This is a genomic window from Corynebacterium kutscheri, from assembly GCF_000980835.1.
Classification (GTDB): Bacteria; Actinomycetota; Actinomycetes; order Mycobacteriales; family Mycobacteriaceae; genus Corynebacterium; species Corynebacterium kutscheri.
In genome coordinates, this window is record NZ_CP011312.1 from 1,868,571 (window position 1) to 1,891,365 (window position 22,795).

A 22,795-nucleotide genomic window follows, 5' to 3' on the forward strand; every position below is an offset into this window, starting at 1 on the left:
CTAATGCATCAATAGCAACGCTACTATCATGATGATCGTAGCCAGGAGCCCCATAACCATCTCGCCAGTTTTTTGAGTTTGCTGCTGCGCAAAGAATTGCTCACGTATGCCAGCACGAACTGATCGCTTCCCCAATGAATCTGAGCCTGCAACACGCAACATCGGCTGAACCTGTGCAAACTCTAGAACCTGTGCAGCACTATGCTCATTGTGTACTCCTTTGTTACGCTCAACAATGCGATACTGCTGCATTAGACGGTGGTATGCGTACCAAACAACAACAGCAACGACAACCGTCGCCAGGCCTAATCACCAATCTATAACAATCAGAAAAACACTAGCCAAACCGGCAGATGCTGCTCCATGTAACATCGGCCGCAACATCATGGCAAGAGCATTTGCAGCAAATAATACGCCACTAGTCGCGGTAACTCCTATCTGACCCGAACGATCCTCGTCGAAATAGACCAATGGCAACATGACGGTACGCTCGGCAATAAGCTTGTGGATACGCAACACATAATCATGACCCAAATCTTGAGCAATGATTTCAGTTGGCCAATCAGCTACAGCATAGCCAATGACGGATAAAAAGATCCATGGCAACCATGTTGCCGCAGCACCTGGTCCTCGTATAAAGAGCGCATCAAGAAACACAGCAACTAAAATCAAACCGACTGCCAATGCTAAAGAAGACAGCATAATAAGACCGAGCACAAAAACAAGTCGACGACGGTTAGCATCAGTACCGAGTGCATAAAGTGTAAGGATCATTCGATTGTTTCCTCGTAGCTACTAGTCTGTGTGTTCTGGTAACGCTGCCACATCTTGGCATACTTGTTTCCTGCTGCGAGCAATTCTTTGTGAGTGCCTACTTCGGTAAGTTTTCCATCGTCAAGCATCAATATCTGATCTGCATCCGTAATCGTGTGCAAACGATGAGCAATGACCACGAGAGTACGTCCAACTACCAACTGACTAATCGCCTGCTGGATAGCGGCCTCTGAGTCTGGATCTGCAAAGGCAGTTGCCTCGTCGAGAACCAAAATAGGAGCATCAAGCAAAATAGACCTCGCAATAGCTAGCCGCTGCTGCTCACCTCCAGAAAACTGCGCATCCTCACCTCTAATGGAATCGTATCCACGTGGCAACTTAGTAATACGCTCATGAATCTGCGCCGCGCGAGCCGCCCGAATCACATCCTCATCAGTTGCTTCAGGAGAAGCTAACCGAATATTATCGCGCACGCTCAACCGCATCAGATAGGAATTTTGAAAAACAAAACCTACGCGATCATAAAGCTGGTCATAAGTTAGATCCGTACTAGCTACACCACCAATACGCACAGTGCCCACGGTTGGATCCAATAATCGCGGAATAAGCGATGCGAGCGTAGATTTACCAAAACCAGATGGGCCGACTACAGCTGTAACGCTACCAGCTTGAAAAATCGCATCAATATCGGTGAGGACTGGAATTCCCTCAACGTAGGAGAAACCAAGATTATCAAGTTCAATGCTGGTATCTGCAGGATCTTCCTTACCACCAGCTACCGGTGACTCTGCCAAATTGAAAAAATAAATTAGGTCTGCAGCTGCAGCCTTAGCCTCAGCAAACATAATATTGGCGCGAGAAAGCATAAGCAATGGTGAGGCTATATTATTAATCAGTAAAAATGCTGCAAGTACATCGAGTACTGACACTTCAGCAGAAACACTAAGCCAAGAGCCCCAGCCGCAACAACTAGCAAACCAAACGTGGTAGAAGTAAAAACCTTCATAAGAGCAGTAGCATGCACTGTAGCGCTCACCCAGTCTCGATAAAACTTCCCAAAATGCTTCGATCGGTGAAGAAAAATACTTTCGTCGTATCCCTCTGGAGTAAACACCTTAATAACAGGGATGCCACGCACAAGTTCAACGACGGCCGCATCAAGCTGCTTCTGGCTAGTTTTAAATTGATCCGCTTTTTCTCGAAATTGACGCATCATAGAGGAAAAATCTCACCACATCACCCACACGTGGGTTGCTATAACCCACAATAGGTGGTCTCTCTCTACAAATATGTGCCGCCCCCACGCGCCCTGCACACCCACCACACACAAAAAGAAAGGAGAGGGAAACACATCCCACACACATTGTGCGGATGTTTCCCTCTCCCCTTCTTTTTGCTTTATCAAGTTTTAGGTTGGCGGTGACCTACTCTCCCACACCCTCCCAGGTGCAGTACCATCAGCGCAATCAGGCTTAGCTTCCGGGTTCGAAAAGGGACCGGGCGTTTCCCCAACGCTATAACCACCAACACGACTATAAACAACACAGTACACACCCCACAAACACACATGTGCTTGTTAACGTGCGTGTGCTGTGTCAGACACTGCACAGTGAACACAAACCCAACAACAACCACCACCATAAAGCAGCAGAACAACAATTATTCACGTTTCTTTGAACCCATTAACATGTTTCCCTATTTTGCCTTATTCATGTGTCAAAAAAAGGATTGTTTGTATCGGCATATTAGTACCAGTCACCTCCATGAGTTACCCCACTTCCAGACCTGGCCTATCAACCCCATCATCTCTAGGGAACCTCAAACGAAACCTCATCTCAAAACAGGCTTCCCGCTTAGATGCTTTCAGCGGTTATCCCTTCCGTACGTAGCCAACCAGCCATGCCACTGGCGTGACAACTGGCACACTAGAGGTACGTCCGTCCCGGTCCTCTCGTACTAGGGACAGCCTTCTTCAAGTTTCAACGCGCGCGGCGGATAGAGACCGAACTGTCTCACGACGTTCTAAACCCAGCTCGCGTGCCGCTTTAATGGGCGAACAGCCCAACCCTTGGGACCTACTCCAGCCCCAGGATGCGACGAGCCGACATCGAGGTGCCAAACCATCCCGTCGATATGGACTCTTGGGGAAGATCAGCCTGTTATCCCCGGGGTACCTTTTATCCGTTGAGCGACACCACTTCCACACGTAGGTGCCGGATCACTAGTCCCGACTTTCGTCCCTGCTCGAGCTGTCACTCTCACAGTCAAGCTCCCTTGTGCACTTACACTCACCACCTGATTACCAACCAAGCTGAGGAAACCTTTGGGCGCCTCCGTTACACTTTAGGAGGCAACCGCCCCAGTTAAACTACCCACCAGGCACTGTCCCCAACCCAGATCATGGGCCAAGGTTAAGGTGCTCAATCCGATCAGAGTGGTATTTCAACTTGCGACTCCACACACACTAGCGCATATGCATCAACATCTCCCACCTATCCTACACAAACCGAACCAAACACCAATACCAAGCTATAGTGAAGGTCCCGGGGTCTTTTCGTCCTGCCGCGCGAAACGAGCATCTTTACTCGTACTGCAATTTCACCGGGCCTGTGGTTGAGACAGCAGGGAAGTCGTTACGCCATTCGTGCAGGTCGGAACTTACCCGACAAGGAATTTCGCTACCTTAGGATGGTTATAGTTACCACCGCCGTTTACTGGGGCTTAAATTCTCCGCTTCGACACCACAAAAGCATCTAACAGGTCCTCTTAACCTTCCAGCACCGGGCAGGCGTCAGTCCGTATACATCAACTTCCACGTTTTCGCACGGACCTGTGTTTTTAATAAACAGTCGCTTCCCTCTATTCTCTGCGACCACCACCAGCTCAAACAGTTAGTCACCAGCAGTGGTCCCCCTTCTCCCGAAGTTACGGGGGCATTTTGCCGAGTTCCTTAACCACAGTTCACCCGAACGCCTTAGTATTCTCTACCTGACCACCTGTGTCGGTTATGGGTACGGGCCGTATATAAACATCGCTAGAGGCTTTTCTCGACAGCATAGGATCACCAACATCCCCAAAAAAGGGTACGCATCACGCCTCACCCACAAGTGGTACGGATTTACCTATACCACGGGCCACACGCTTACACCACAATCCAATAAGTGGCTCAGCTACCTTCCTGCGTCACCCCATCACTTAGCTACTACCAACGAAGATCCCACGCACACACCATGACACACACCCAAAAGGCACACACCATGACACATGGATGGTTAGTACCATTGATTCACCATGGTCGCTTACACACGGGTACCAGAATATCAACTGGTTATCCATCGACTACGCCTGTCGGCCTCGCCTTAGGCCCCGACTCACCCTGGGAAGATTAGCTTAACCCAGGAACCCTTAGTCATCCGGCGGAAAAGTTTTCCACTTCTCATTCGTTACTCATGCCTGCATTCTCACTCGCACACAGTCCACAATCGTTTCCACACACTGCTTCACACCATGCACGACGCTCCCCTACCCAAAACAACAACCAAAATTGTTGCCTTGCCGCGGCTTCGGCGGTGTACTTGAGCCCCACTACATTGTCGGCGCAGAACCACTCGACCAGTGAGCTATTACGCACTCTTTCAAGGATGGCTGCTTCTAAGCCAACCTCCTGGCTGTCTTCGCGATCCCACATCCTTTCCCACTTAGTACACCCTTAGGGGCCTTAACCGGCGATCTGGGCTGTTTCCCTCTCGACCAACGGAGCTTATCCCCCGCAGTCTCACTGCCATGCTCTCACTTCACCGGCATTCGGAGTTTGGCTGACATTGCTAAGATTGTAGTCCCGCTCAACCAACCAGTAGCTCTACCTCCGGCAAGAAACACACAACGCTGCACCTAAATGCATTTCGGGGAGAACCAGCTATCACGGAGTTTGATTGGCCTTTCACCCCTACCCACAGCTCATCCCCTCAGTTTTCAACCTAAGTGGGTTCGCGCCTCCACAACCTCTTACAGCTGCTTCACACTGGCCATGGGTAGATCACCCCGCTTCGGGTCCAGAACATGCCACTAACACACCCAATTAGGATTCGCTTTCGCTACGACTACCCCACACGGGTTAACCTCGCGACATGCCGCTGACTCGCAGGCTCATTCTTCAAAAGGCACGCCATCACCCACCCAAAAGACAGGCTCTGACGGATTGTAAGCACACGGTTTCAGGTACTCTTTCACTCCCCTCCCGGGGTACTTTTCACCATTCCCTCACGGTACTATCCGCTATCGGTTAATCCAAGTATTTAGGCTTACCGGGTGGTCCCGGCAGATTCACAGCAGATTCCACGAGCCCGCTGCTACTCGGGGACATACATCACCACACCATGCGTGTTTTCATGTACAGGACTCTCACCTTCTACGGTTAGGCATCCCAACCTAATTCCACTAACACACACACCATAGCCACTGTCCTGTCAGAAACAATGACACATACACCCCACAACACCGCACACGCAACCCCTGACAAGTATCACACGCATACGGTTTAGCCTCATCCGCGTTCGCTCGCCACTACTAACGGAATCATTATTATTTTCTCTTCCTACGGGTACTGAGATGTTTCACTTCCCCGCGTTACCTCCACAACAGCTATATATTCACCATTGGGCTACCACACATCACTGTAGTAAGGTTTCCCCATTCGGACATCCTCGGATCAACGCTTTATTGACAACTCCCCGAGGCTTAACGCAGCCTTACACGTCCTTCATCGGCTCAGATTACCAAGGCATCCACCGTGTGCCCTTCAAAACAAACAAACCAACACAAAAAACAAATAAAAAACACTAAGAACAAAGAAACAAAACACAAACACACATAAACAATGCATTCATGTTAAAAACAATAATTGCTAAAAATATTGCTAAAAAATTCGCGTCCACTATACAGTTCTCACACAACACAACCCCAACAAAAAAACAACCACACACTTTAAGTATCATTGTTGCTTTTTTGGTTGAAGCCACATATAGAACAAACCCACAAGGATTGCCCCAGACACCCAACAGCACACCAAACCACACATGAAACAACCTGTGTCATGCTCCAGCTACCCCATGATGACATCATGGATGTTTCACACACTAGTCTTTTGTTTCACCCCACCACACACAATGTGCGTGGGTGATGTGCTCCACCCGGATAAACAAAAACAAAACAAAAAATATAAGCTCCTTAGAAAGGAGGTGATCCAGCCGCACCTTCCGGTACGGCTACCTTGTTACGACTTCGTCCCAATCGCCAATCCCACCTTCGACCACTCCCTCCACAAACGTGGTTAGGCCATGGGCTTCGGGTGTTACCAACTTTCATGACGTGACGGGCGGTGTGTACAAGGCCCGGGAACGTATTCACCGCAGCGTTGCTGATCTGCGATTACTAGCGACTCCGACTTCATGGGCTCGAGTTGCAGACCCCAATCCGAACTGAGGCCGGCTTTCAGCGATTCGCTTACCCTCACAGGCTCGCAGCGCGTTGTACCGACCATTGTAGCATGTGTGAAGCCCTGGACATAAGGGGCATGATGATTTGACGTCATCCCCACCTTCCTCCGAGTTAACCCCGGCAGTCTCTCATGAGTCCCCACCAAAATGTGCTGGCAACATAAGACAAGGGTTGCGCTCGTTGCGGGACTTAACCCAACATCTCACGACACGAGCTGACGACAACCATGCACCACCTGTATACAGACCTAAAAAGGAAAAACTATCTCTAGCCCGATCCTGTACATGTCAAGCCCAGGTAAGGTTCTTCGCGTTGCATCGAATTAATCCACATGCTCCGCCGCTTGTGCGGGCCCCCGTCAATTCCTTTGAGTTTTAGCCTTGCGGCCGTACTCCCCAGGCGGGGCGCTTAATGCGTTAGCTACGGCACGAACCCCGTGGAAGAGGCTCACACCTAGCGCCCACCGTTTACGGCATGGACTACCAGGGTATCTAATCCTGTTCGCTCCCCATGCTTTCGCTCCTCAGCGTCAGTTACTGCCCAGAGACCTGCCTTCGCCATCGGTGTTCCTCCTGATATCTGCGCATTCCACCGCTACACCAGGAATTCCAGTCTCCCCTACAGCACTCAAGTTATGCCCGTATCGCCTGCACGCCCGAAGTTAAGCCCCGGAATTTCACAGACGACGCGACAAACCACCTACGAGCTCTTTACGCCCAGTAAATCCGGACAACGCTCGCACCCTACGTATTACCGCGGCTGCTGGCACGTAGTTAGCCGGTGCTTCTTATCTAGGTACCGTCACAAAAAAGCTTCGTCCCTAGCGAAAGAGGTTTACAACCCGAAGGCCTTCAATCCCTCACGCGGCGTCGCTGCATCAGGCTTGCGCCCATTGTGCAATATTCCCCACTGCTGCCTCCCGTAGGAGTCTGGGCCGTATCTCAGTCCCAATGTGGCCGTCCACCCTCTCAGGCCGGCTACCCGTCGACGCCTTGGTAGGCCATTACCCCACCAACAAGCTGATAGGCCGCGGGCTCATCCCTAACCGAAAAAACTTTCCACCACACACACTAAAATGTGGTCCTATCCGGTATTAGACCCAGTTTCCCAAGCTTATCCCGAAGTTAGGGGCAGATCACCCACGTGTTACTCACCCGTTCGCCACTCGAGTACTCTCTTGCAAGCAAGAAAGCCTTTCCGTTCGACTTGCATGTGTTAAGCACGCCGCCAGCGTTCGTCCTGAGCCAGGATCAAACTCTCCACAAAAAATAAGAAAAATTATTGGGAAAGCCCAACAACTGGCAAAAAATAAACAAAAACAATTTTTAGTATTTAACAAGCACCCACAACCATCCCCCAGCCCCTTACCCTCAACACAATAAAATCCTAAAAACTATATTGAAGAAAAAAGATAAGAAACAAGAAAACAAATCATGGTCACTTGCCGGTCACACCACAACACCATCAGTGACATCTGATCACCACAGTATCAGGCGTAAAAACAAAAACCATTATCCCCCACCACAATAAACACATATGTGAATACGTGATAAGAAAAAGAAAATATGTGTAAAACAAAAAACAATAACACACAACACAATGACCAAACACAAACACTTATTCAGCATTCATCATTAATCACTAGATTCTGTGTGTTACATGTTGTAACAAATGATTTGGCACACTATTGAGTTCTCAAACAACCCACACCCACCACACAACAAACAATGCTTGCTGTAATAAGGTGAAATGCTGTACTACAGTCACTTTAAAAAAGTTTAAGTAATTGCAGCGAAGAAAAACCTTACAAAACTTTTCCTGTTATTGTCAAGTTTCGTTTTTCTTTGGGAAAAAATTTTTATTGTTGCCACCGTGTTTGTTTCACACAACCTTGTTTGTGTTGTGTGGTGCTCGCGGCGACTGGAACAAAGTTACACACGACTTCCCAACAACACAAATCCACAGGTCACACCAATTTTTATAAACAACCACCCCACACAACAACACAACAAGCTCCACAGCAGATTTCTAAGCGCGTTAAATCAATCCACGGTAGAACGTCGCAACGCCATCGCTAGGAAGAGCTTTATACTTAAAACCCACTCGACGACTATCCCGAAATCATCACGGCTTTAAAAAGTTCTCTTCTTCTAAGCCTTAAAATAAACACTATTAATAGCTCATCAAATAACAAGATCATTAGGCTTTCACGATGAAAAATAGGCCGCTAGAAAATCAATCCAACTGGAACAAATACTTTTTAGAAAAATGATTTTTCACGATTACTCGTTACACTCACGACATACCCAACTAGCTTAAAACTCAGCTAAAATAAAGCTGAAGTTGAGGTTCAAATACACCATCATCATTGGATGACCATCAATTCCAATGCTAGGTGCTTACGCTAAGCCGCACACAATCTTCCCCAAAATGCTCTAGAGAAAAGGTAATAAAACACCACACTGTGAACGAAAAGTGAAGATATAATCGGTACATGGAACAGATATCTGCTGGTCATTAAGTGTTGTCCCCGCTCGCGCGGGGATGTTCCGGTGAGATGCTTAGCGCCCTAGAGACAGTGATTGTTGTCCCCGCTCGCGCGGGGATGTTCCCGGAGTCAACATTGGCGCGAATCGGCTTTTTGCGTTGTCCCCGCTCGCGCGGGGATGTTCCTTCGCTTACTCCCACCATGGCACTGATCCTGCTGTTGTCCCCGCTCGCGCGGGGATGTTCCTTCTAGATTCAATAGTGTCCTTCCTGATGTGTGGTTGTCCCCGCTCGCGCGGGGATGTTCCGCCCGTCTTCTGTGTGTCGCTCGACCCGGTGAGGTTGTCCCCGCTCGCGCGGGGATGTTCCGGATTAGCCAATGACTATTGCAAGCCGTGAGCTGTTGTCCCCGCTCGCGCGGGGATGTTCCGTATGTACCCGCTGAAACATCAATTTCTTCCCAGTTGTCCCCGCTCGCGCGGGGATGTTCCTCCGCCATGACGTTTGACGCAACTACAGGTGTCGTTGTCCCCGCTCGCGCGGGGATGTTCCCGTGAAAAGCTTTTGTGTTTGGTGGGTGCTTTTGTTGTCCCCGCTCGCGCGGGGATGTTCCGCAAGCACAAAGAAAAATGCCTCAGCAAGTGGTAAAAACATGGTCGCTTGCCAGCTAAATCCAGCTAGACGCAATCATATTGGCACAAGCAACATCTGCCCTACCAACAATAAGGGCGTTGTCATAAGTAATGTATCCGCTGCTCCACCGGCTAATCGGGTAAAGCTAATCACATAATCCACGCACTAAGCAGCACCACCCCTGCGGCTAGTAAGACCGGTGCAGGGGCGTCGAAAAGCGCACGAAAGCTCCACAACAACGCAGCCACAATAAGTGGTACCACAAGAAAATTACCCACCATAACCCGATAATGAAATGATTGTTTTTCTAATCGAATTGGTAACTCAGCAAAAGTTACCAGCATCAATGCCATCAATAGTGGAGTAATAAACACCTGCCACGGTGCATTGATTTTACTAGCACATGCACCGGCTACTAAAGCAAGTAAATAATAAATTGCAGAACGCATTAATGGTAGCAGGCTAGCAATCCGCCAGGGCCATCAATAACTGTAATGTCAGTATTAAAAATGTCGCTTAAAATTTCGTCTTTCATAATCTCTTCAACTAAACCGAAAGCGACTATTTGACCATCTTTGACTGCACAAATGTGTTGAGCATACCGAGCTGCAAAATTAATATCATGCAGCACCACAATAATTGTGCGGCCAAATTCTGCAGCAGCATGAGCAAGATGTTTCATCATCTCTACGGAATGCGCAATATCGAGGTTATTCAGTGGTTCATCGAGCATGACATAATCGGTTTCTTGGCATAACACCATGGCCACATAAGCACGCTGACGCTGACCACCAGATAACTGGTCAAGATAGCGATTCTCTAGTTCTTTAAGATTTAAAAAGTCGATATAACGAGAAATAATCTCTTCATCTTTTGCCGTTAGCCGCCCCTTCGAATAAGGAAACCGGCCAAAACCTACCAGCTGCCGCACAGTAAGACGAGTAATAAAATGATTTTCCTGCCGCAAAATACTAAGTACTTTAGCTAGGTCAGCGCTTTTGGTACTGCTTACGTCAAAGCCAGCAACATTAATAACGCCTTCGTCGAGATCAAGCAGACGGCCAATCATCGTAAGCAAAGTAGATTTTCCCGCCCCATTCGGGCCCACAAGTGCAGTAATACCACCAGCGGGAATTTCCAAACTCACCGGCCCAATCTGAACCTCACCATTATAATTTTTTGCGACTTTTTCAAGTGTGATCACAGTCGTCCCCTCCTTAGTAGGACAATCAAGAATGCACTTCCGCCTACAAATTCGATAATGATCGAAACCACGCCCTGAGCGTAAAAGACATGATTCATGATGAAATATGCACTGGTAAGCACTAAGAAACCAAGGCTGATAGACATCGGGAAAAGGTATCGGTGGTCAAACGTACCGGCTAATTGATATGTCAGAGTAACCACCAAGAAACCAAGAAAAGTCATTGGCCCTACCAGTGCAGTAGAAGTAGCCATCAAAATAGAAACAAGCACCAAAATATAGATACTGAGCCGTTTGTGATTAAGTCCTAAATTGCCGGCAGCTTCTTTACCCAAAGCAAGAACATTAAGTTTTCGTGCACTTAGTAGAATTAGAATTCCGGCGGTTAAGCATAGTGGAATGGCTACCGGATAATACGAGGGATCAGCGTTGTTGACTGATCCAAATAACCGAGCGGTCAGTACATCGAATTCACTTGGGGTTAGCAGCCGCTGCATAAATGTAGCTACTGAGCCTAAACCAGCACCAATAACAATGCCCACCAGTAGCATTGCATGCATATTAGAGTTTTTTCCGGTCAATAACCACGAATAAAGCACTAGGCACATGCCCACCATAAGCACGAGCTGCACAATAAACATTTCTAAGGTGCGGGCATTATTAAGTCCAACCACGCCAAAAAAGAAAATAGTTGAGGTATGTAAAGCTCGATATAGGGATTCAAATCCCATAATCGATGGGGTGATGATGCGGTTATTTGTTACTGTTTGAAAAGCTACCGTCGCTAGGGACTGGCATAACGCTACTACTGCCATCGCGATTACGGCATTCATACGTCGTTGTGCGATCAACCAAAATTGCGGAGTGCCAAAAGGTACTGGATTTCCATATGCCAGCAAACCGAAGGCAAAAAGTAAAGCTAAGGTGGTAATCACCGTAAAAAGTACCCAATAGGTTAGCTTTGCTCGAGCATTAATAAAGGCACCCGATCGACGTATGTTTTTCGACGCCTCTTTCTTGAAACCGGCCAAAGCAGGGGTTTCGGTTACTACTGCCTTATCCATTTTTGGCCTGCCTTACGATCAAAGTAACAAATACAATGGCGCCGACCATGCCTAAGATTACTGATACCGGAATTTCAAATGGTGAAATAAGAGTTCGGGCAAGAAGATCGCACACAGTAACCAAAGCAATACCGCTTAGGCATACCCAGGGAAGATTAGAGCGCAGATCATCGCCACGAAACATTGATACTAAATTGGGCACAATTAAACCTAAAAATGGTAGCGACCCCACCACCACGGTTACTACACCGGTTGCCACGGCGATAAGACCAGTACCAATTATCACCATGCGCTGATAGTTCACGCCCACATTGGTTGCGATATCTTCTCCCAATCCAGCAATAGTAAGCCGATCGGCGTAAAAGAACACCATAAGAACTACGAATAATACAATCCATAGCACCTCATATTGGCCTTTATATACCGAGGTAAAACTTCCTTGGAACCAAATTCCTAGTGACTGCAATGTGTCGGTTTTGAGTGCGAAAAAAGTTGATACCGCACTAACTACCGCCCCCAGCATAATTCCAATAATCGGCACGACTAAAGAGGATCTTAAACTGACCTTACGTAGAAAAAGGAAAAATACCATCGTGCCGATAAAGGCAAAAAGAACTGCACAAACCATGCGCCCTAAAACTGAGGTGCTAGGAAAAACAACCATGCAAAAAAGTAATCCCAATCCTGCCCATTCAGTCGTACCCGTGGTAGTTGGTTCGACAAAACGGTTTTGGGTAATCAATTGCATGACTAGACCACTCATAGCCATTGCAGCGCCAGATAATACAAGCGCAATAGTGCGTGGGATACGAACAATACCGAAGATGTCCCAGCCATCAGCATGATTCAAAATGTCGTATTCGCCGGTCATGAGTGAAAGAATAAGCAGGCCAATAACAACGGCAATACCAATGATGAGTTTGACGTCGAAAAGCTTGCCTCGAGTAATGTGCGTAGAAGTAGACTCACGCGTCGAAGTATCAATCATAAAAAGTCGATCTGATTCGTTGTGGATAACAATGTGGCACGCTTAAAACGCACCAAAAGGGCCAGCGCCTACTCGCTAGCCCTTTTAACGTGCACGTTTTAGCTCTTCTGAGCTTCGAAAGCATCAGCAATAGAGTTTAAGATCTCCGTGTAGGTGATAATCGACTCATTGGTATAGGTATCTTGAGGTGCAACAATAATCTTGCCATCAGAAACAACAGCAAGGTTAGCTAAAGCAGCATTGTTCTTAATTACATCAAGCGCTGGAGTGTAGCCCTCTTTATCAGCGTTAATGGCGCCATCACGATCAAGCACGAAAATCCACTGTGGGTTGGATTCAGCGATTGCTTCTACCGAAATATCATCGCCGCGGTGGTTAGAGGAAGCATTCTCAATCTCAAGAGCTGGCTTTAAGCCGAGCAGATCGAAAACAGGACCAAAGGTACGACCAACCGAAGGGGCAATATAACCAATTTCGCCACCGGAAACATTTACTGCCATGACAGTATCGTTGCCATTATAAGCTTGTTTTGCACGCTTGAGAGCAGCATCGAAATCTGCAATCAGCTGATCTGCTTCAGATTCTTTATTGAAGATCTTACCGAGTTCGGTCACCTGACGCTTTAACTCTTCATCCAATGACTCACCATCACGTGGCTCGAAATCAACGATCGGCACATTTGGATTCAAGGTCTTCATAGCTTCATAGTGCTGGCTGAAACGCTGGCCGGAAATAATAAGATCAGGTTCTGCAGCTACCAAAGCTTCCAAGTTAGGCTCACGGTGAGAACCCAAATCGACGATGCTTTCATCAGTCTTATAAGAAATAGTCGATGGAATCAATGGCAGTGGTGCTGCAACGAGATCAATACCCCACTGTTCAAGAACCTCAAAGGTGCGGTTATCGGTACTAGCGACCCGGTTCACTGGAGTAGCAATCTCGACAGTGCCAAAGTTATCTTCAACAGTGACAGTACCGTTTGCTGCTGCACTAGAGGTTGCAGCAGATTCAGAACTAGAGCTTGAAGAATTAGAGGAATTGGAGCAAGCAGTAAGCGTCAAAGATGTCGCAACGATAAGGGCAACAACTTTAGGCAACTTAGTATTCATAGTTTCCTTATTAAGGTCATGCTTCGATATGAGGAAACGAAGTCAAATGGTTGTTTTCTATCGTCCTCGTCAGATCGGACGATAAATTAAGCAAGCCATGCCATCAAAAAGCTAGGCTAACCATACGATAGGAAACTCTAACTGCCTCAAAAATAAGTATCAATACCTTTACCCCTATTTTTATTTAGATTTTCAAACTTTTTATTGATTTGCCCGGCTATTGCATTTTCTTCATAGTTTGATAGCTATCGCGCTACCCCCGTCGCTACTTAGTAAAACTCTCTTTAAAAACAACCTGACGCAGTAGAATTTCTTTTATGCATCAACCAGATCACATACCAACCACCTCACATATTCGCCCACATTTTGGTAATGATTACCACCGCACCGCCCATCCGCGAGTATTGGAAGAATTAGTAGCCACCACCAAAGAAACTTTTAGCGGCTATGGTCTTGATCATCGGTGTGAACAAACCGCAGATCTAATTCGGCATCTCTGCCACGCACCCCAAGCAGGGGTTCATTTTATGACTGGCGGTACTCAGGTAAATACCACTGCTATTGCAGCTACTTTGCGCCCGTGGCAGGCAGTTATTTCAGCAGATAGCGGGCATATCAATGTTCATGAAACTGGTTCAGTTGAACATGCCGGACACAAGATTCTTACCCTCGCTCATACCTTGGGCAAAATTACTGCCACTCAGATTTCCGACCTTGTCACCGACTATCGCACGTCCGGGGTTAGCGAACATGCCAGTGAACCAAAAATGGTGTACCTATCTCAACCCACCGAATATGACACATTATATAGTTTGGCCGAGCTAAAAGAAATTCGAGAAGTCTGTAACACCTTCGATCTTTTCTTGCTTATCGACGGAGCCCGGCTTGGTTATGCACTAGGCTCCCCAGCCAACGACATTTCCTTAGCAGAGCTTGCCCAACTAGCCGATATGTTTACCATCGGCGGTACCAAATGTGGTGCAGCTTTTGACGAGGCAATTGTTTTTCCCAAACCAGGAACGGATACCTATTTCCGTAATAATATGAAGCAAAATTCTGGCTTATTAGCTAAAGGGTGGCTACTAGGTGCTCAATTTCAAGCGCTCATGAGTGATAATTTGTACGTAGAAATTAATGCTCATGCTAATAAACAAGCACAACGGATTGCCCAAGCGTTTCATGATGCCGGGATTAGTCTGCTTTTCCCAAGCCCTACCAACCAGCAATTTGCTTTACTGACCGAACAGCAGGAACAGCAACTCTCCGCAGAGTTTATCTGCCAATTTTTTGGGACTCACGGTAATTTCCGAGTTACCCGGTTCTGTACTTCCTGGGCAACTGAGGATGCTGACATTGAAAAACTTATCGCAGCAATTAAACGCCTAGCCCCAGCTAATTAGCCTTCGTCGGAAATTTGCCAGGTAATACCAAATTTATCTTCCATCCACCCGTACATGTCTTTTTCTGGATTATATGATAAGGCGCGGTGGAAGGTTTCTTGTTGCTCCCCTCGAGCACGCAGATGCAAAGACATACCAGCACTATGTATGGCATCTACGGCTGAATCCATAAGAACAAGGGTTTGCCCGTCGATAATGATTGAGCTCAAAATAAGTTCATCACCTTCGACCAGTATTTCATTGCGCGTACCACCAAAAATCTCTAGGTAGTAATCACCCGCTTGCCGAGCTTGCCCATTGAAATGAATTGCGGGTGCGATAGTGGGTAGATCGGGGTGCGTGGTTATTTGCCAGGAGATCCCAAACTTATCGGTCAGCCATCCGTGGTCAATTCCTGGGGTGTATTCGGAAAATTCCACCAATATCACGCCGTTTTCAGACAAAATATCCCACAACCTCTGTGCTTTAGTTTTATCTAAGCTGACATATAAATTAAAGGCTGGGGTTGTTGTGTGTTCGTCAGAGGCATTAATCAGGCCAAGGGTGAAATCCTCAATACGCACCAATTTTACCCGAGTTTTACCAGCAAACTCAGCTAAATAGTGATCATTAGGGTCTGGGTAGGTGAAAGTTTTAGCGATTTCAGCATCCACTCCTACTAAGCCAAAAGCGTGTACATAGAAATCAGCAGCCTCATCAGCAGTACGATTCAACCAGGCAGTAGGAGTAATTGCAGGCATCGCCCCAGCATACATTGCGCTTGCTTTTCGACGAAGGTTACCAAAGCACGCAGAACAAAATAGCAAAACAAAAACACAGGTAGTAGTACTTGCTACAACTATAAATAAAGAGTAAACTGCATCGAACACGACTACTTTTAGTAAGTGACTGGGGTCGATTTTGGTTTCGACTGCGTTTGCTTAGCCAGGGGAAGCGTGCCGGTGCAGGCTAGAGACCACCGTAAGCGTCGTAGCAAAACAATAAACGCAGAGAATAACTCTCAGCGCGACTACGCCCTCGCTGCTTAATCAGCGACCTGCGTGTCTGTCAGCCTAGGTTCCGTCCTTGGCTTAGTGTCTGACATCATTTAAAGGACTTGCTGTTCATTTAGGTTAGTAGGGATGAACGGGACTTTTACTACTAACTGGGCTCATCATCTAGAGGAGTTTGCCCCATCTAGAGAGTCGAGTAAAGATTCCGCGCAAACTGCGCACGGAGAAGCCCTGGCACGGTGACGTAGGACCCGGGTTCAATTCCCGGCGGCTCCACTTATAGGGGAAGTACAAGCTCTCGCTTTCAAGCGTGTTTGTACTTCCCCGTTTTATTTCCACTGGGGTGTCCTTTTTCAAGATCTTCAAACTCAACGTGTTTATCCAAGTTGTAGTAGTAGAAGATGATGGCAACCTATTTATTCCTGTAAAGATTTCGTCGATGAAATATTCGAGGAGTTGAGTGCTAATCTCTGCGCTATCGATGGTGACCTCGATGAAGTGTTTTGTAGAAGGCTCCGATGTTTGCTCATCTTCGGAAAGTGGGGGTTTGATGTGTTTCGCTTAAAAGGCTGCGTCCCGATCAAGCCTTCTGGTTTTCCGCCGGCAACTGTACAACTCATCCCAAGCGGCGCGGCATTTTAGTAAGGTCTGAGGGCTATAGGTAATGTGAAATCTGCATTCGAGAACAACTTGAGACGCGCCTTCGGCGCAGGAGATGGACTATATGACACCAACCGACAAAGAAGGACAACGCGCTGAATTACACAAGACAATCTGGCGAATCGCAAATGATCTACGCGGATCGGTGGATGGTTGGGATTTCAAAGCGTATGTGCTCGGCATGCTGTTCTATCGTTTCATTTCTGAGAATCTGACAGCCTATATCAACAAAGGCGAACACAATGCAGGCGATGAAGACTTCGACTACGCGCTCTTGTCCGATGAAAATGCTGAGTACGGTCGCGCTGTAACGGTGGAGGAGAAAGGTTTCTACGTCCTGCCTTCGGAATTGTTCCAGAATGTGCGTAAACGCGCTTCCCGCGACGAGAACCTGAACGAGACCTTGGAACGAGCGTTTAAAAACATTGAAGGTTCTGCCGTCGGTACCGACGCCGAAGACGATCTCAAAGGATTGTTTGATGATCTTGATGTCAACAGTTCTAAGTTGGGTCCGACGGTTGCTAAGCGCAATGAGAAGCTCGTGAAGCTGCTTGATGCAATTGGTGATTTACCACTGGGGAATTTCGAGAACAACTCGATCGACTTGTTCGGTGATGCCTACGAATATCTCATGCAGATGTACGCCTCACAAGCAGGTAAATCCGGTGGCGAATACTACACTCCCCAGGAAGTCTCCGAACTGTTGGCTCGTATCACCGTTCATGGCAAAACACAGGTAAATAAGGTTTACGATCCCGCTGTCGGATCTGGATCCTTGCTGCTGAAATTTGCAAAAGTTCTCGGTAAAGATAACGTTCGTCAAGGTTTCTACGGTCAGGAAATTAACCTAACTACCTACAACCTGGCCAGAATCAACATGTTCTTGCACGATGTGAATTACGAGAAATTCGACATCGCGCACGGTGACACTCTGACAGACCCACACCATTGGGACGACGAGCCGTTCGAGGCGATCGTCTCCAACCCACCCTACTCGATTAAGTGGGAGGGGGATGCAAACCCGTTGCTTATTAATGATTCGCGTTTTGCTCCCGCTGGTGTGCTCGCGCCGAAATCAAAGGCTGATCTGGCATTCACGATGCACATTCTGTCCTGGCTTGCCGTGAATGGCACTGCGGCTATTGTTGAGTTCCCGGGTGTGTTGTATCGAGGTGGCGCTGAACGGAAGATCCGCAAGTACCTGATCGACAACAACTATGTGGATACCGTGATCCAGTTGCCGCCTGATTTGTTCTTCGGCACTACCATCGCCACGTGCATTATCGTGCTGAAGAAATCCAAGACCGACAATGCAGTGCTCTTCATTGACGCTTCTGCCGAGTTCTCGCGGGTTGGGAATAAGAATAAACTGCTGCCGGATAATCAAAAGCAAATCCTGAAACACTTCGCTACCCGAGAAGACGTTGAGTACATTGCAAAGCTTGTGCCGAACGAGGACATTGCCGCCAACGATTACAACATCGCCGTATCGTCATACGTTGAACAAGAAGATACCCGCGAGGTCATCAATATTACGGAACTCAATACTGAGATCGCGCGTATCGTCGCGCGCCAGGCCGAACTGCGCACCTCCATTGATGTCATCGTCGCTGACCTGGAGGGTACCAAATGAGTCGCATTGATGAACTGATCACGGAACTATGTCCCGACGGTGTCGAGTTCAAGGCGCTCGGAGATATCGCACAAATTGTGCGGGGTAACGGTATGCCAAAGGCTGTTCTAACCGATAAAGGTGTCGGTGCGATTCACTATGGTCAGATCTATACGCACTATGGAGTGTGGGCAACCGAGACGCTATCATTTGTGTCCGCAGAAACAGCAGTAAAGCTTGCTAAGGTTGCTCCGGGTGACATTATCATCACGAACACGAGCGAGAATATTGATGATGTTGGGAAAGCGCTTGCCTGGCTCGGAGTCGAAACAATCGTTACCGGCGGTCACGCCACAGTCATCAAGCACGATCAGGAGCCGAAGTATCTTGCATATTGGTTTGCATCAAAAGACTTCTCCGTGCAGAAGCGAAAGCTTGCGACGGGTACAAAAGTAATCGACGTTTCTGCGAAGCAACTAGCAATAGTAAGAATCCCCGTGCCGCCTCTCGAGGTTCAGCGAGAAATTGTGAGAATATTAGATGAGTTTACCCAGCTGGAGGCGGAGCTGGAGGCGGAGCTGGAGGCGGAGCTGGAGGCTCGGAAGAAACAGTACGAGTACTACCGCAATCAACTGTTAACTTTCCCTGAAACGGGGGGCGAATTCAAGATGCTGGGCAAAGTATTGCAAATCAAGAACGGCAAAGACCATAAGTTGCTCGGAGACGGCAGCATCCCTGTCTATGGTAGCGGTGGAATCATGCGTTACGTCAATACTGCCGCAGCAGAAGGTCCATCAGTATTGATTCCCCGTAAAGGTTCTCTCGGCAATATCTTTTATGTTGAAGGACCGTTCTGGATTGTTGACACCATTTTCCGAACAGAGATTGATTTATCCCAGGTGGAACCCAAGTTTGTCTATTATCTGCTGCTTACAATGAGACTCAATGAAATGAACCAAGCCGCCGGTGTTCCGAGTCAAACTCAGGCTGTTTTAAATTCCTTGCGAATTCCCGTTCCTCCCCTGGAAATCCAGAAAAAAATCGTTGCAATTCTGGACAGATTTGAAACCTTGATAGAGGATATCTCTGTCGGCCTCCCCGCCGAGATCTCAGCACGCCGCAAGCAATATGAGTACTACCGCGACAAGCTGCTAACCTTCAAGGAGGCCACAGCATGAATGAAGCAACCCCACGCAAGTATGACCCGATTGCCGTCTCGTCCGAGAGCACGGTTGTTGCCGAGTACATCCCCGATGCGAAAAAGGACGGGGCGTATCAGTCGGAGGCTGCATTAGAGCGTGAGATGATTCGTCTCCTTGAGTCGCAGGCATACGAGTACCTGCCGCTCACTTCCGAGGCGCAGTTGGTCTCGAACCTGCGTGCTCAACTGGAAGCACTGAACCACATCACGTTCTCCGATACAGAGTGGCGGGACTTCTTCGAGAATGTGATTGCTGGGAAGAATGACGGCATCATAGAAAAAACCGTGCGTATCCAAGAGGATCATGTGCAGTTGCTCAAGCGTGATGACGGTTCAACGAAGAACATCACCTTGCTGGACAAGCAGAACATTCACAACAATCGGCTGCAAGTTATCAACCAGTATGAGGTTGACCGTGCTGATCCTACGGATAAGGGCAACTCGGGTGGCCGCTACGCAAACCGCTACGATGTAACCGTTCTCGTTAATGGTTTGCCGATGGTGCACGTTGAGTTGAAGCGTCGCGGTGTGGACATACGTGAGGCGTTCAACCAGATTGACCGTTATCAGCGTGACAGTTTCTGGGCAGACTCGGGCTTATTCGAGTACGTGCAGCTGTTCGTGATCTCGAACGGTACGTTGACGAAGTACTACTCGAATACCACTCGTAGCCAATGCCTTAAAGAGAGCCAGAAATCAGGGACGGGTAAGAAAACATCAAACAGCTTTGAGTTCACGTCATGGTGGGCAGACGCGCAAAACAAGCCGATCCAGGATCTCACGTCGTTCATCAAAACCTTCTTTACCAAGCACACTTTGTTAAGCATTCTGACGAAGTATTGTGTACTAACCGCAGACCGTATGCTGCTGGTGATGCGCCCGTACCAGATCATTGCAACAGAGCGAATTCTTCAGCGAATTGATACTGCTACGAACTACGAGCGTCTCGGTACAGTCGATGCTGGCGGCTATGTGTGGCATACGACCGGTTCCGGCAAAACACTGACAAGTTTTAAGACAGCTCAACTCTCCTCGGCACTGCCGAGCGTAGACAAAGTGCTCTTCGTCGTGGACCGTAAGGATCTCGACTACCAGACGATACGCGAATACGACCGTTTCCAGAAAGGTGCGGCGAACTCAAATACTTCTACAGCGGTGCTGAAGCGACAGTTGGAAGACCCAGGGACACGGATCATCATCACGACGATCCAGAAACTATCGACATTCATCAAAGCAAATAAGAAGCACGCAGTCTACGACCAGCATGTGGTAATTATCTTCGACGAATGCCACCGCTCCCAATTCGGGGATATGCACACCGACATTATCCAGTCGTTCCAACGGTACAACATCTTCGGTTTCACCGGCACACCGATCTTCACGGCGAACAGCGGTTCCGGTGGCAACCCACAGCTCAAGACTACTGAGCAAGCATTCGGGGAGAAACTGCATACGTACACGATCGTTGACGCGATCACGGACAAGAATGTATTGCCCTTCCGTATTGATTATGTCAGCACCATCAAGGTCGGTACGGTCATCGACAAACAGGTCTCGGCAATTGACGCAGAGAAGGCGCTTTTGGATCCGAAGCGTATTGACGATATCGTCCGATACACATTGGAACATTTCGATCAAAAAACGAAGCGTTCCTCTAGCTACGAGCACTCTGTTGTGATGAACGTGACGGAGGCGACCCGCACACGGCGGCAAGCGGAAGCATTGCGTGAACGCAAGCGTGTGCGAGGTTTCAACGCAATTTTTGCGACCGCATCAATTGACGCGGCTCGCCGTTATTACAATGCCTTCCAAACTCAACAGGAGCAACTGCCGCCCGACAAACGCCTGAAGATTGGTCTTATCTACTCCTACGGTGCGAATGAAGCAGCCGATGACGGAATCCTCGATGACGAAGCATTCGACACTGGCTCCCTGAGCCTAGATGCTCGCGGATTTCTTGAAGATGCAATCCAAGATTACAACGATCTGTTCGGCACGAGTTATGACACCAGTGCTGATCGATTCCAGAACTACTATAAAGATCTTTCGCAGCGACTTAAGAACCGGGAACTCGACCTGGTAATCGTAGTCAACATGTTCCTTACTGGATTCGATGCGACAACGCTGAACACTCTTTTCGTTGACAAGAACCTGCGTGCTCACGGCCTCATCCAGGCATACTCGCGTACGAACCGTATTCTCAATTCCGTTAAAACGTACGGTAACATTGTCGCTTTCCGAGACCTCGAAGAAGAAACCACCGCTGCTTTGGAGTTATTTGGCAACAAGGATTCCTGTGGTGTTGTTCTGCTCAAACCCTATAGCGACTACTACGACGAATACGCTGAGAAAGTCACCGAGCTACTCAAGTCTTTCCCTCTCGGCGAGCAGATTGTCGGAGAAAGTGCACAGAAGGACTTTATTCAGCTGTTCGGGGCGATCCTACGGCTGGAGAACATTCTTACTTCTTTCGATGACTTTGCTGGTCACGAGATGCTAACTGAGCGTCAAGGGCAGGACTACCGTAGTCTCTACCTCGATCTTTATGCAGAGTTTCGCAAGGAGAAAACAGCTGAGAAAGAGCTCATCAATGACGATGTGGTCTTCGAGATCGAACTGATTAAACAAGTTGAAATCAACGTTGACTATATTCTTATGCTCGTCGCCAAACACCGGGAGCAGTTTGGTGACGGCCAGAACAAAGAGATCCGTTCCGAGATTAGTCGCGCTATTGATGCAAGTCCGACGCTACGTAGTAAGAAAGACCTCATCGAAGCCTTTGTTGATGCCGTCTCAGCGGACGGCGCAATCGATGATGAGTGGCAAGCATTTATCGCAGCCAAACGGGAAGAGGAATTAGCGTTAATTATTGAAGAGGAGAATCTCTGCGCCGATGCGACCCGAGAATTCATCAAGATCGCATTCCGCGATGGTGTTCTCCGTACTACTGGCACCGAAATCACGAAGATGCTCCCGCCTGTATCTCGCTTCGCTGCGAGTGGAGGACATAGTGAGAAGAAGCAACGTGTCATTCAGAAATTCAACGCATTTTTTAAGCGCTTCTTCGAACTTACTACAAAAGGTGAAACTGATGCCTAAGGTTACAAAATCGGTACTGCCCCCTCGCCTCTTATGAGGTATAGAAAGTAACTAAAGCTGATTGATTATAAACGTA

The 22,795-nt window shown here is 48.0% G+C and carries 14 protein-coding genes, 3 rRNA genes, 1 other RNA gene and 1 CRISPR repeat array; of the genes, 5 read left to right on the forward strand and 13 right to left on the reverse strand.

Annotated elements, in window-relative coordinates; genetic code table 11:
• The 12 genes from UL82_RS11455 to UL82_RS08560 form a co-directional block, all read right to left on the reverse strand.
• Positions 1–252 (reverse strand): hypothetical protein, encoded by a 252-nt coding sequence (locus tag UL82_RS11455; protein WP_232009470.1) that lies wholly within the window; start codon positions 250–252, stop codon positions 1–3.
• 57 nt (positions 253–309) lie between these two features.
• Positions 310–774 (reverse strand): ABC transporter ATP-binding protein, encoded by a 465-nt coding sequence (locus UL82_RS11460; protein ID WP_046440394.1) that lies wholly within the window; start codon positions 772–774, stop codon positions 310–312.
• Entirely contained in the window at positions 771–1,703 is a 933-nt protein-coding gene (locus tag UL82_RS10660) for an ABC transporter ATP-binding protein (protein ID WP_232009471.1), read from the reverse strand. The genes UL82_RS11460 and UL82_RS10660 overlap by 4 nt, the downstream gene beginning before the upstream one ends.
• Positions 1,667–1,990, reverse strand: coding sequence for an ABC transporter ATP-binding protein (locus UL82_RS11465; RefSeq protein ID WP_046440396.1), 324 nt, complete (start codon positions 1,988–1,990; stop codon positions 1,667–1,669). The genes UL82_RS10660 and UL82_RS11465 overlap by 37 nt, the downstream gene beginning before the upstream one ends.
• A gap of 195 nt (positions 1,991–2,185) precedes the next feature.
• Positions 2,186–2,302, reverse strand: a 5S ribosomal RNA gene (gene rrf, locus UL82_RS08525).
• Between the two features lie 198 nt (positions 2,303–2,500).
• Positions 2,501–5,585 (reverse strand): 23S ribosomal RNA (locus tag UL82_RS08530).
• Between the two features lie 419 nt (positions 5,586–6,004).
• Positions 6,005–7,536 (reverse strand): 16S ribosomal RNA (locus UL82_RS08535).
• The 16S, 23S and 5S rRNA genes sit together here, the layout of an rRNA operon.
• A gap of 1,257 nt (positions 7,537–8,793) precedes the next feature.
• Positions 8,794–9,370: a CRISPR direct-repeat array (repeat unit 28 nt; unit sequence GTTGTCCCCGCTCGCGCGGGGATGTTCC).
• Between the two features lie 169 nt (positions 9,371–9,539).
• Positions 9,540–9,839: a hypothetical protein gene (locus UL82_RS08540; protein WP_046440398.1), complete on the reverse strand. Its 300-nt coding sequence runs from the start codon at positions 9,837–9,839 to the stop codon at positions 9,540–9,542.
• Positions 9,839–10,594, reverse strand: a complete 756-nt coding sequence (locus UL82_RS08545; RefSeq protein ID WP_046440400.1) for an iron ABC transporter ATP-binding protein — start codon at positions 10,592–10,594, stop codon at positions 9,839–9,841. The genes UL82_RS08540 and UL82_RS08545 overlap by 1 nt, the downstream gene beginning before the upstream one ends.
• Positions 10,591–11,658 carry an iron chelate uptake ABC transporter family permease subunit gene (locus UL82_RS08550; RefSeq protein ID WP_083966455.1) on the reverse strand — a complete coding sequence of 356 codons (1,068 nt, stop codon included), beginning with the start codon at positions 11,656–11,658 and terminating at the stop codon, positions 10,591–10,593. The genes UL82_RS08545 and UL82_RS08550 overlap by 4 nt, the downstream gene beginning before the upstream one ends.
• Positions 11,651–12,646, reverse strand: coding sequence for an ABC transporter permease (locus tag UL82_RS08555; protein WP_046440401.1), 996 nt, complete (start codon positions 12,644–12,646; stop codon positions 11,651–11,653). The genes UL82_RS08550 and UL82_RS08555 overlap by 8 nt, the downstream gene beginning before the upstream one ends.
• Positions 12,647–12,744: 98 nt before the next feature.
• Positions 12,745–13,755 (reverse strand): siderophore ABC transporter substrate-binding protein, encoded by a 1,011-nt coding sequence (locus tag UL82_RS08560; protein ID WP_046440403.1) that lies wholly within the window; start codon positions 13,753–13,755, stop codon positions 12,745–12,747.
• 317 nt (positions 13,756–14,072) lie between these two features.
• On the opposite strand from UL82_RS08560, the gene UL82_RS08565 reads away from it, so the two are divergent.
• Positions 14,073–15,155 (forward strand): threonine aldolase family protein, encoded by a 1,083-nt coding sequence (locus UL82_RS08565; RefSeq protein WP_046440405.1) that lies wholly within the window; start codon positions 14,073–14,075, stop codon positions 15,153–15,155.
• Here UL82_RS08565 and UL82_RS08570 read toward each other — a convergent pair.
• Positions 15,152–15,895, reverse strand: a complete 744-nt coding sequence (locus UL82_RS08570; protein ID WP_158407832.1) for a VOC family protein — start codon at positions 15,893–15,895, stop codon at positions 15,152–15,154. The genes UL82_RS08565 and UL82_RS08570 overlap by 4 nt on opposite strands.
• A gap of 150 nt (positions 15,896–16,045) precedes the next feature.
• Here UL82_RS08570 and ssrA point away from each other — a divergent pair.
• From ssrA to UL82_RS08585, 4 genes are all read left to right on the forward strand, one after another.
• Positions 16,046–16,426, forward strand: a transfer-messenger RNA (tmRNA) gene (gene ssrA / locus UL82_RS10935).
• Between the two features lie 445 nt (positions 16,427–16,871).
• Positions 16,872–18,440 (forward strand): type I restriction-modification system subunit M, encoded by a 1,569-nt coding sequence (locus tag UL82_RS08575; protein ID WP_046440410.1) that lies wholly within the window; start codon positions 16,872–16,874, stop codon positions 18,438–18,440.
• Positions 18,437–19,597: a restriction endonuclease subunit S gene (locus UL82_RS08580; protein ID WP_046440411.1), complete on the forward strand. Its 1,161-nt coding sequence runs from the start codon at positions 18,437–18,439 to the stop codon at positions 19,595–19,597. The genes UL82_RS08575 and UL82_RS08580 overlap by 4 nt, the downstream gene beginning before the upstream one ends.
• Positions 19,594–22,719 carry a type I restriction endonuclease subunit R gene (locus tag UL82_RS08585; RefSeq protein ID WP_046440413.1) on the forward strand — a complete coding sequence of 1,042 codons (3,126 nt, stop codon included), beginning with the start codon at positions 19,594–19,596 and terminating at the stop codon, positions 22,717–22,719. The genes UL82_RS08580 and UL82_RS08585 overlap by 4 nt, the downstream gene beginning before the upstream one ends.
• Positions 22,720–22,795 lie beyond the last annotated feature (76 nt).

Excerpts from the sequence above, each read along its gene's own strand:
- UL82_RS11455 (WP_232009470.1), bottom strand. The coding sequence starts at position 252 with ATGCAGCAGTATCGCATTGTTGAGCGTAACAAAGGAGTACACAATGAG.
- UL82_RS11460 (WP_046440394.1), bottom strand. The coding sequence starts at position 774 with ATGATCCTTACACTTTATGCACTCGGTACTGATGCTAACCGTCGTCGA.
- UL82_RS11465 (WP_046440396.1), bottom strand. The coding sequence starts at position 1,990 with ATGATGCGTCAATTTCGAGAAAAAGCGGATCAATTTAAAACTAGCCAG.
- UL82_RS08540 (WP_046440398.1), bottom strand. The coding sequence starts at position 9,839 with ATGCGTTCTGCAATTTATTATTTACTTGCTTTAGTAGCCGGTGCATGT.
- UL82_RS08550 (WP_083966455.1), bottom strand. The coding sequence starts at position 11,658 with ATGGATAAGGCAGTAGTAACCGAAACCCCTGCTTTGGCCGGTTTCAAG.
- UL82_RS08555 (WP_046440401.1), bottom strand. The coding sequence starts at position 12,646 with ATGATTGATACTTCGACGCGTGAGTCTACTTCTACGCACATTACTCGA.
- UL82_RS08560 (WP_046440403.1), bottom strand. The coding sequence starts at position 13,755 with ATGAATACTAAGTTGCCTAAAGTTGTTGCCCTTATCGTTGCGACATCT.
- UL82_RS08565 (WP_046440405.1), top strand. The coding sequence starts at position 14,073 with ATGCATCAACCAGATCACATACCAACCACCTCACATATTCGCCCACAT.
- UL82_RS08570 (WP_158407832.1), bottom strand. The coding sequence starts at position 15,895 with ATGCCTGCAATTACTCCTACTGCCTGGTTGAATCGTACTGCTGATGAG.
- UL82_RS08575 (WP_046440410.1), top strand. The coding sequence starts at position 16,872 with ATGACACCAACCGACAAAGAAGGACAACGCGCTGAATTACACAAGACA.
- UL82_RS08580 (WP_046440411.1), top strand. The coding sequence starts at position 18,437 with ATGAGTCGCATTGATGAACTGATCACGGAACTATGTCCCGACGGTGTC.
- UL82_RS08585 (WP_046440413.1), top strand. The coding sequence starts at position 19,594 with ATGAATGAAGCAACCCCACGCAAGTATGACCCGATTGCCGTCTCGTCC.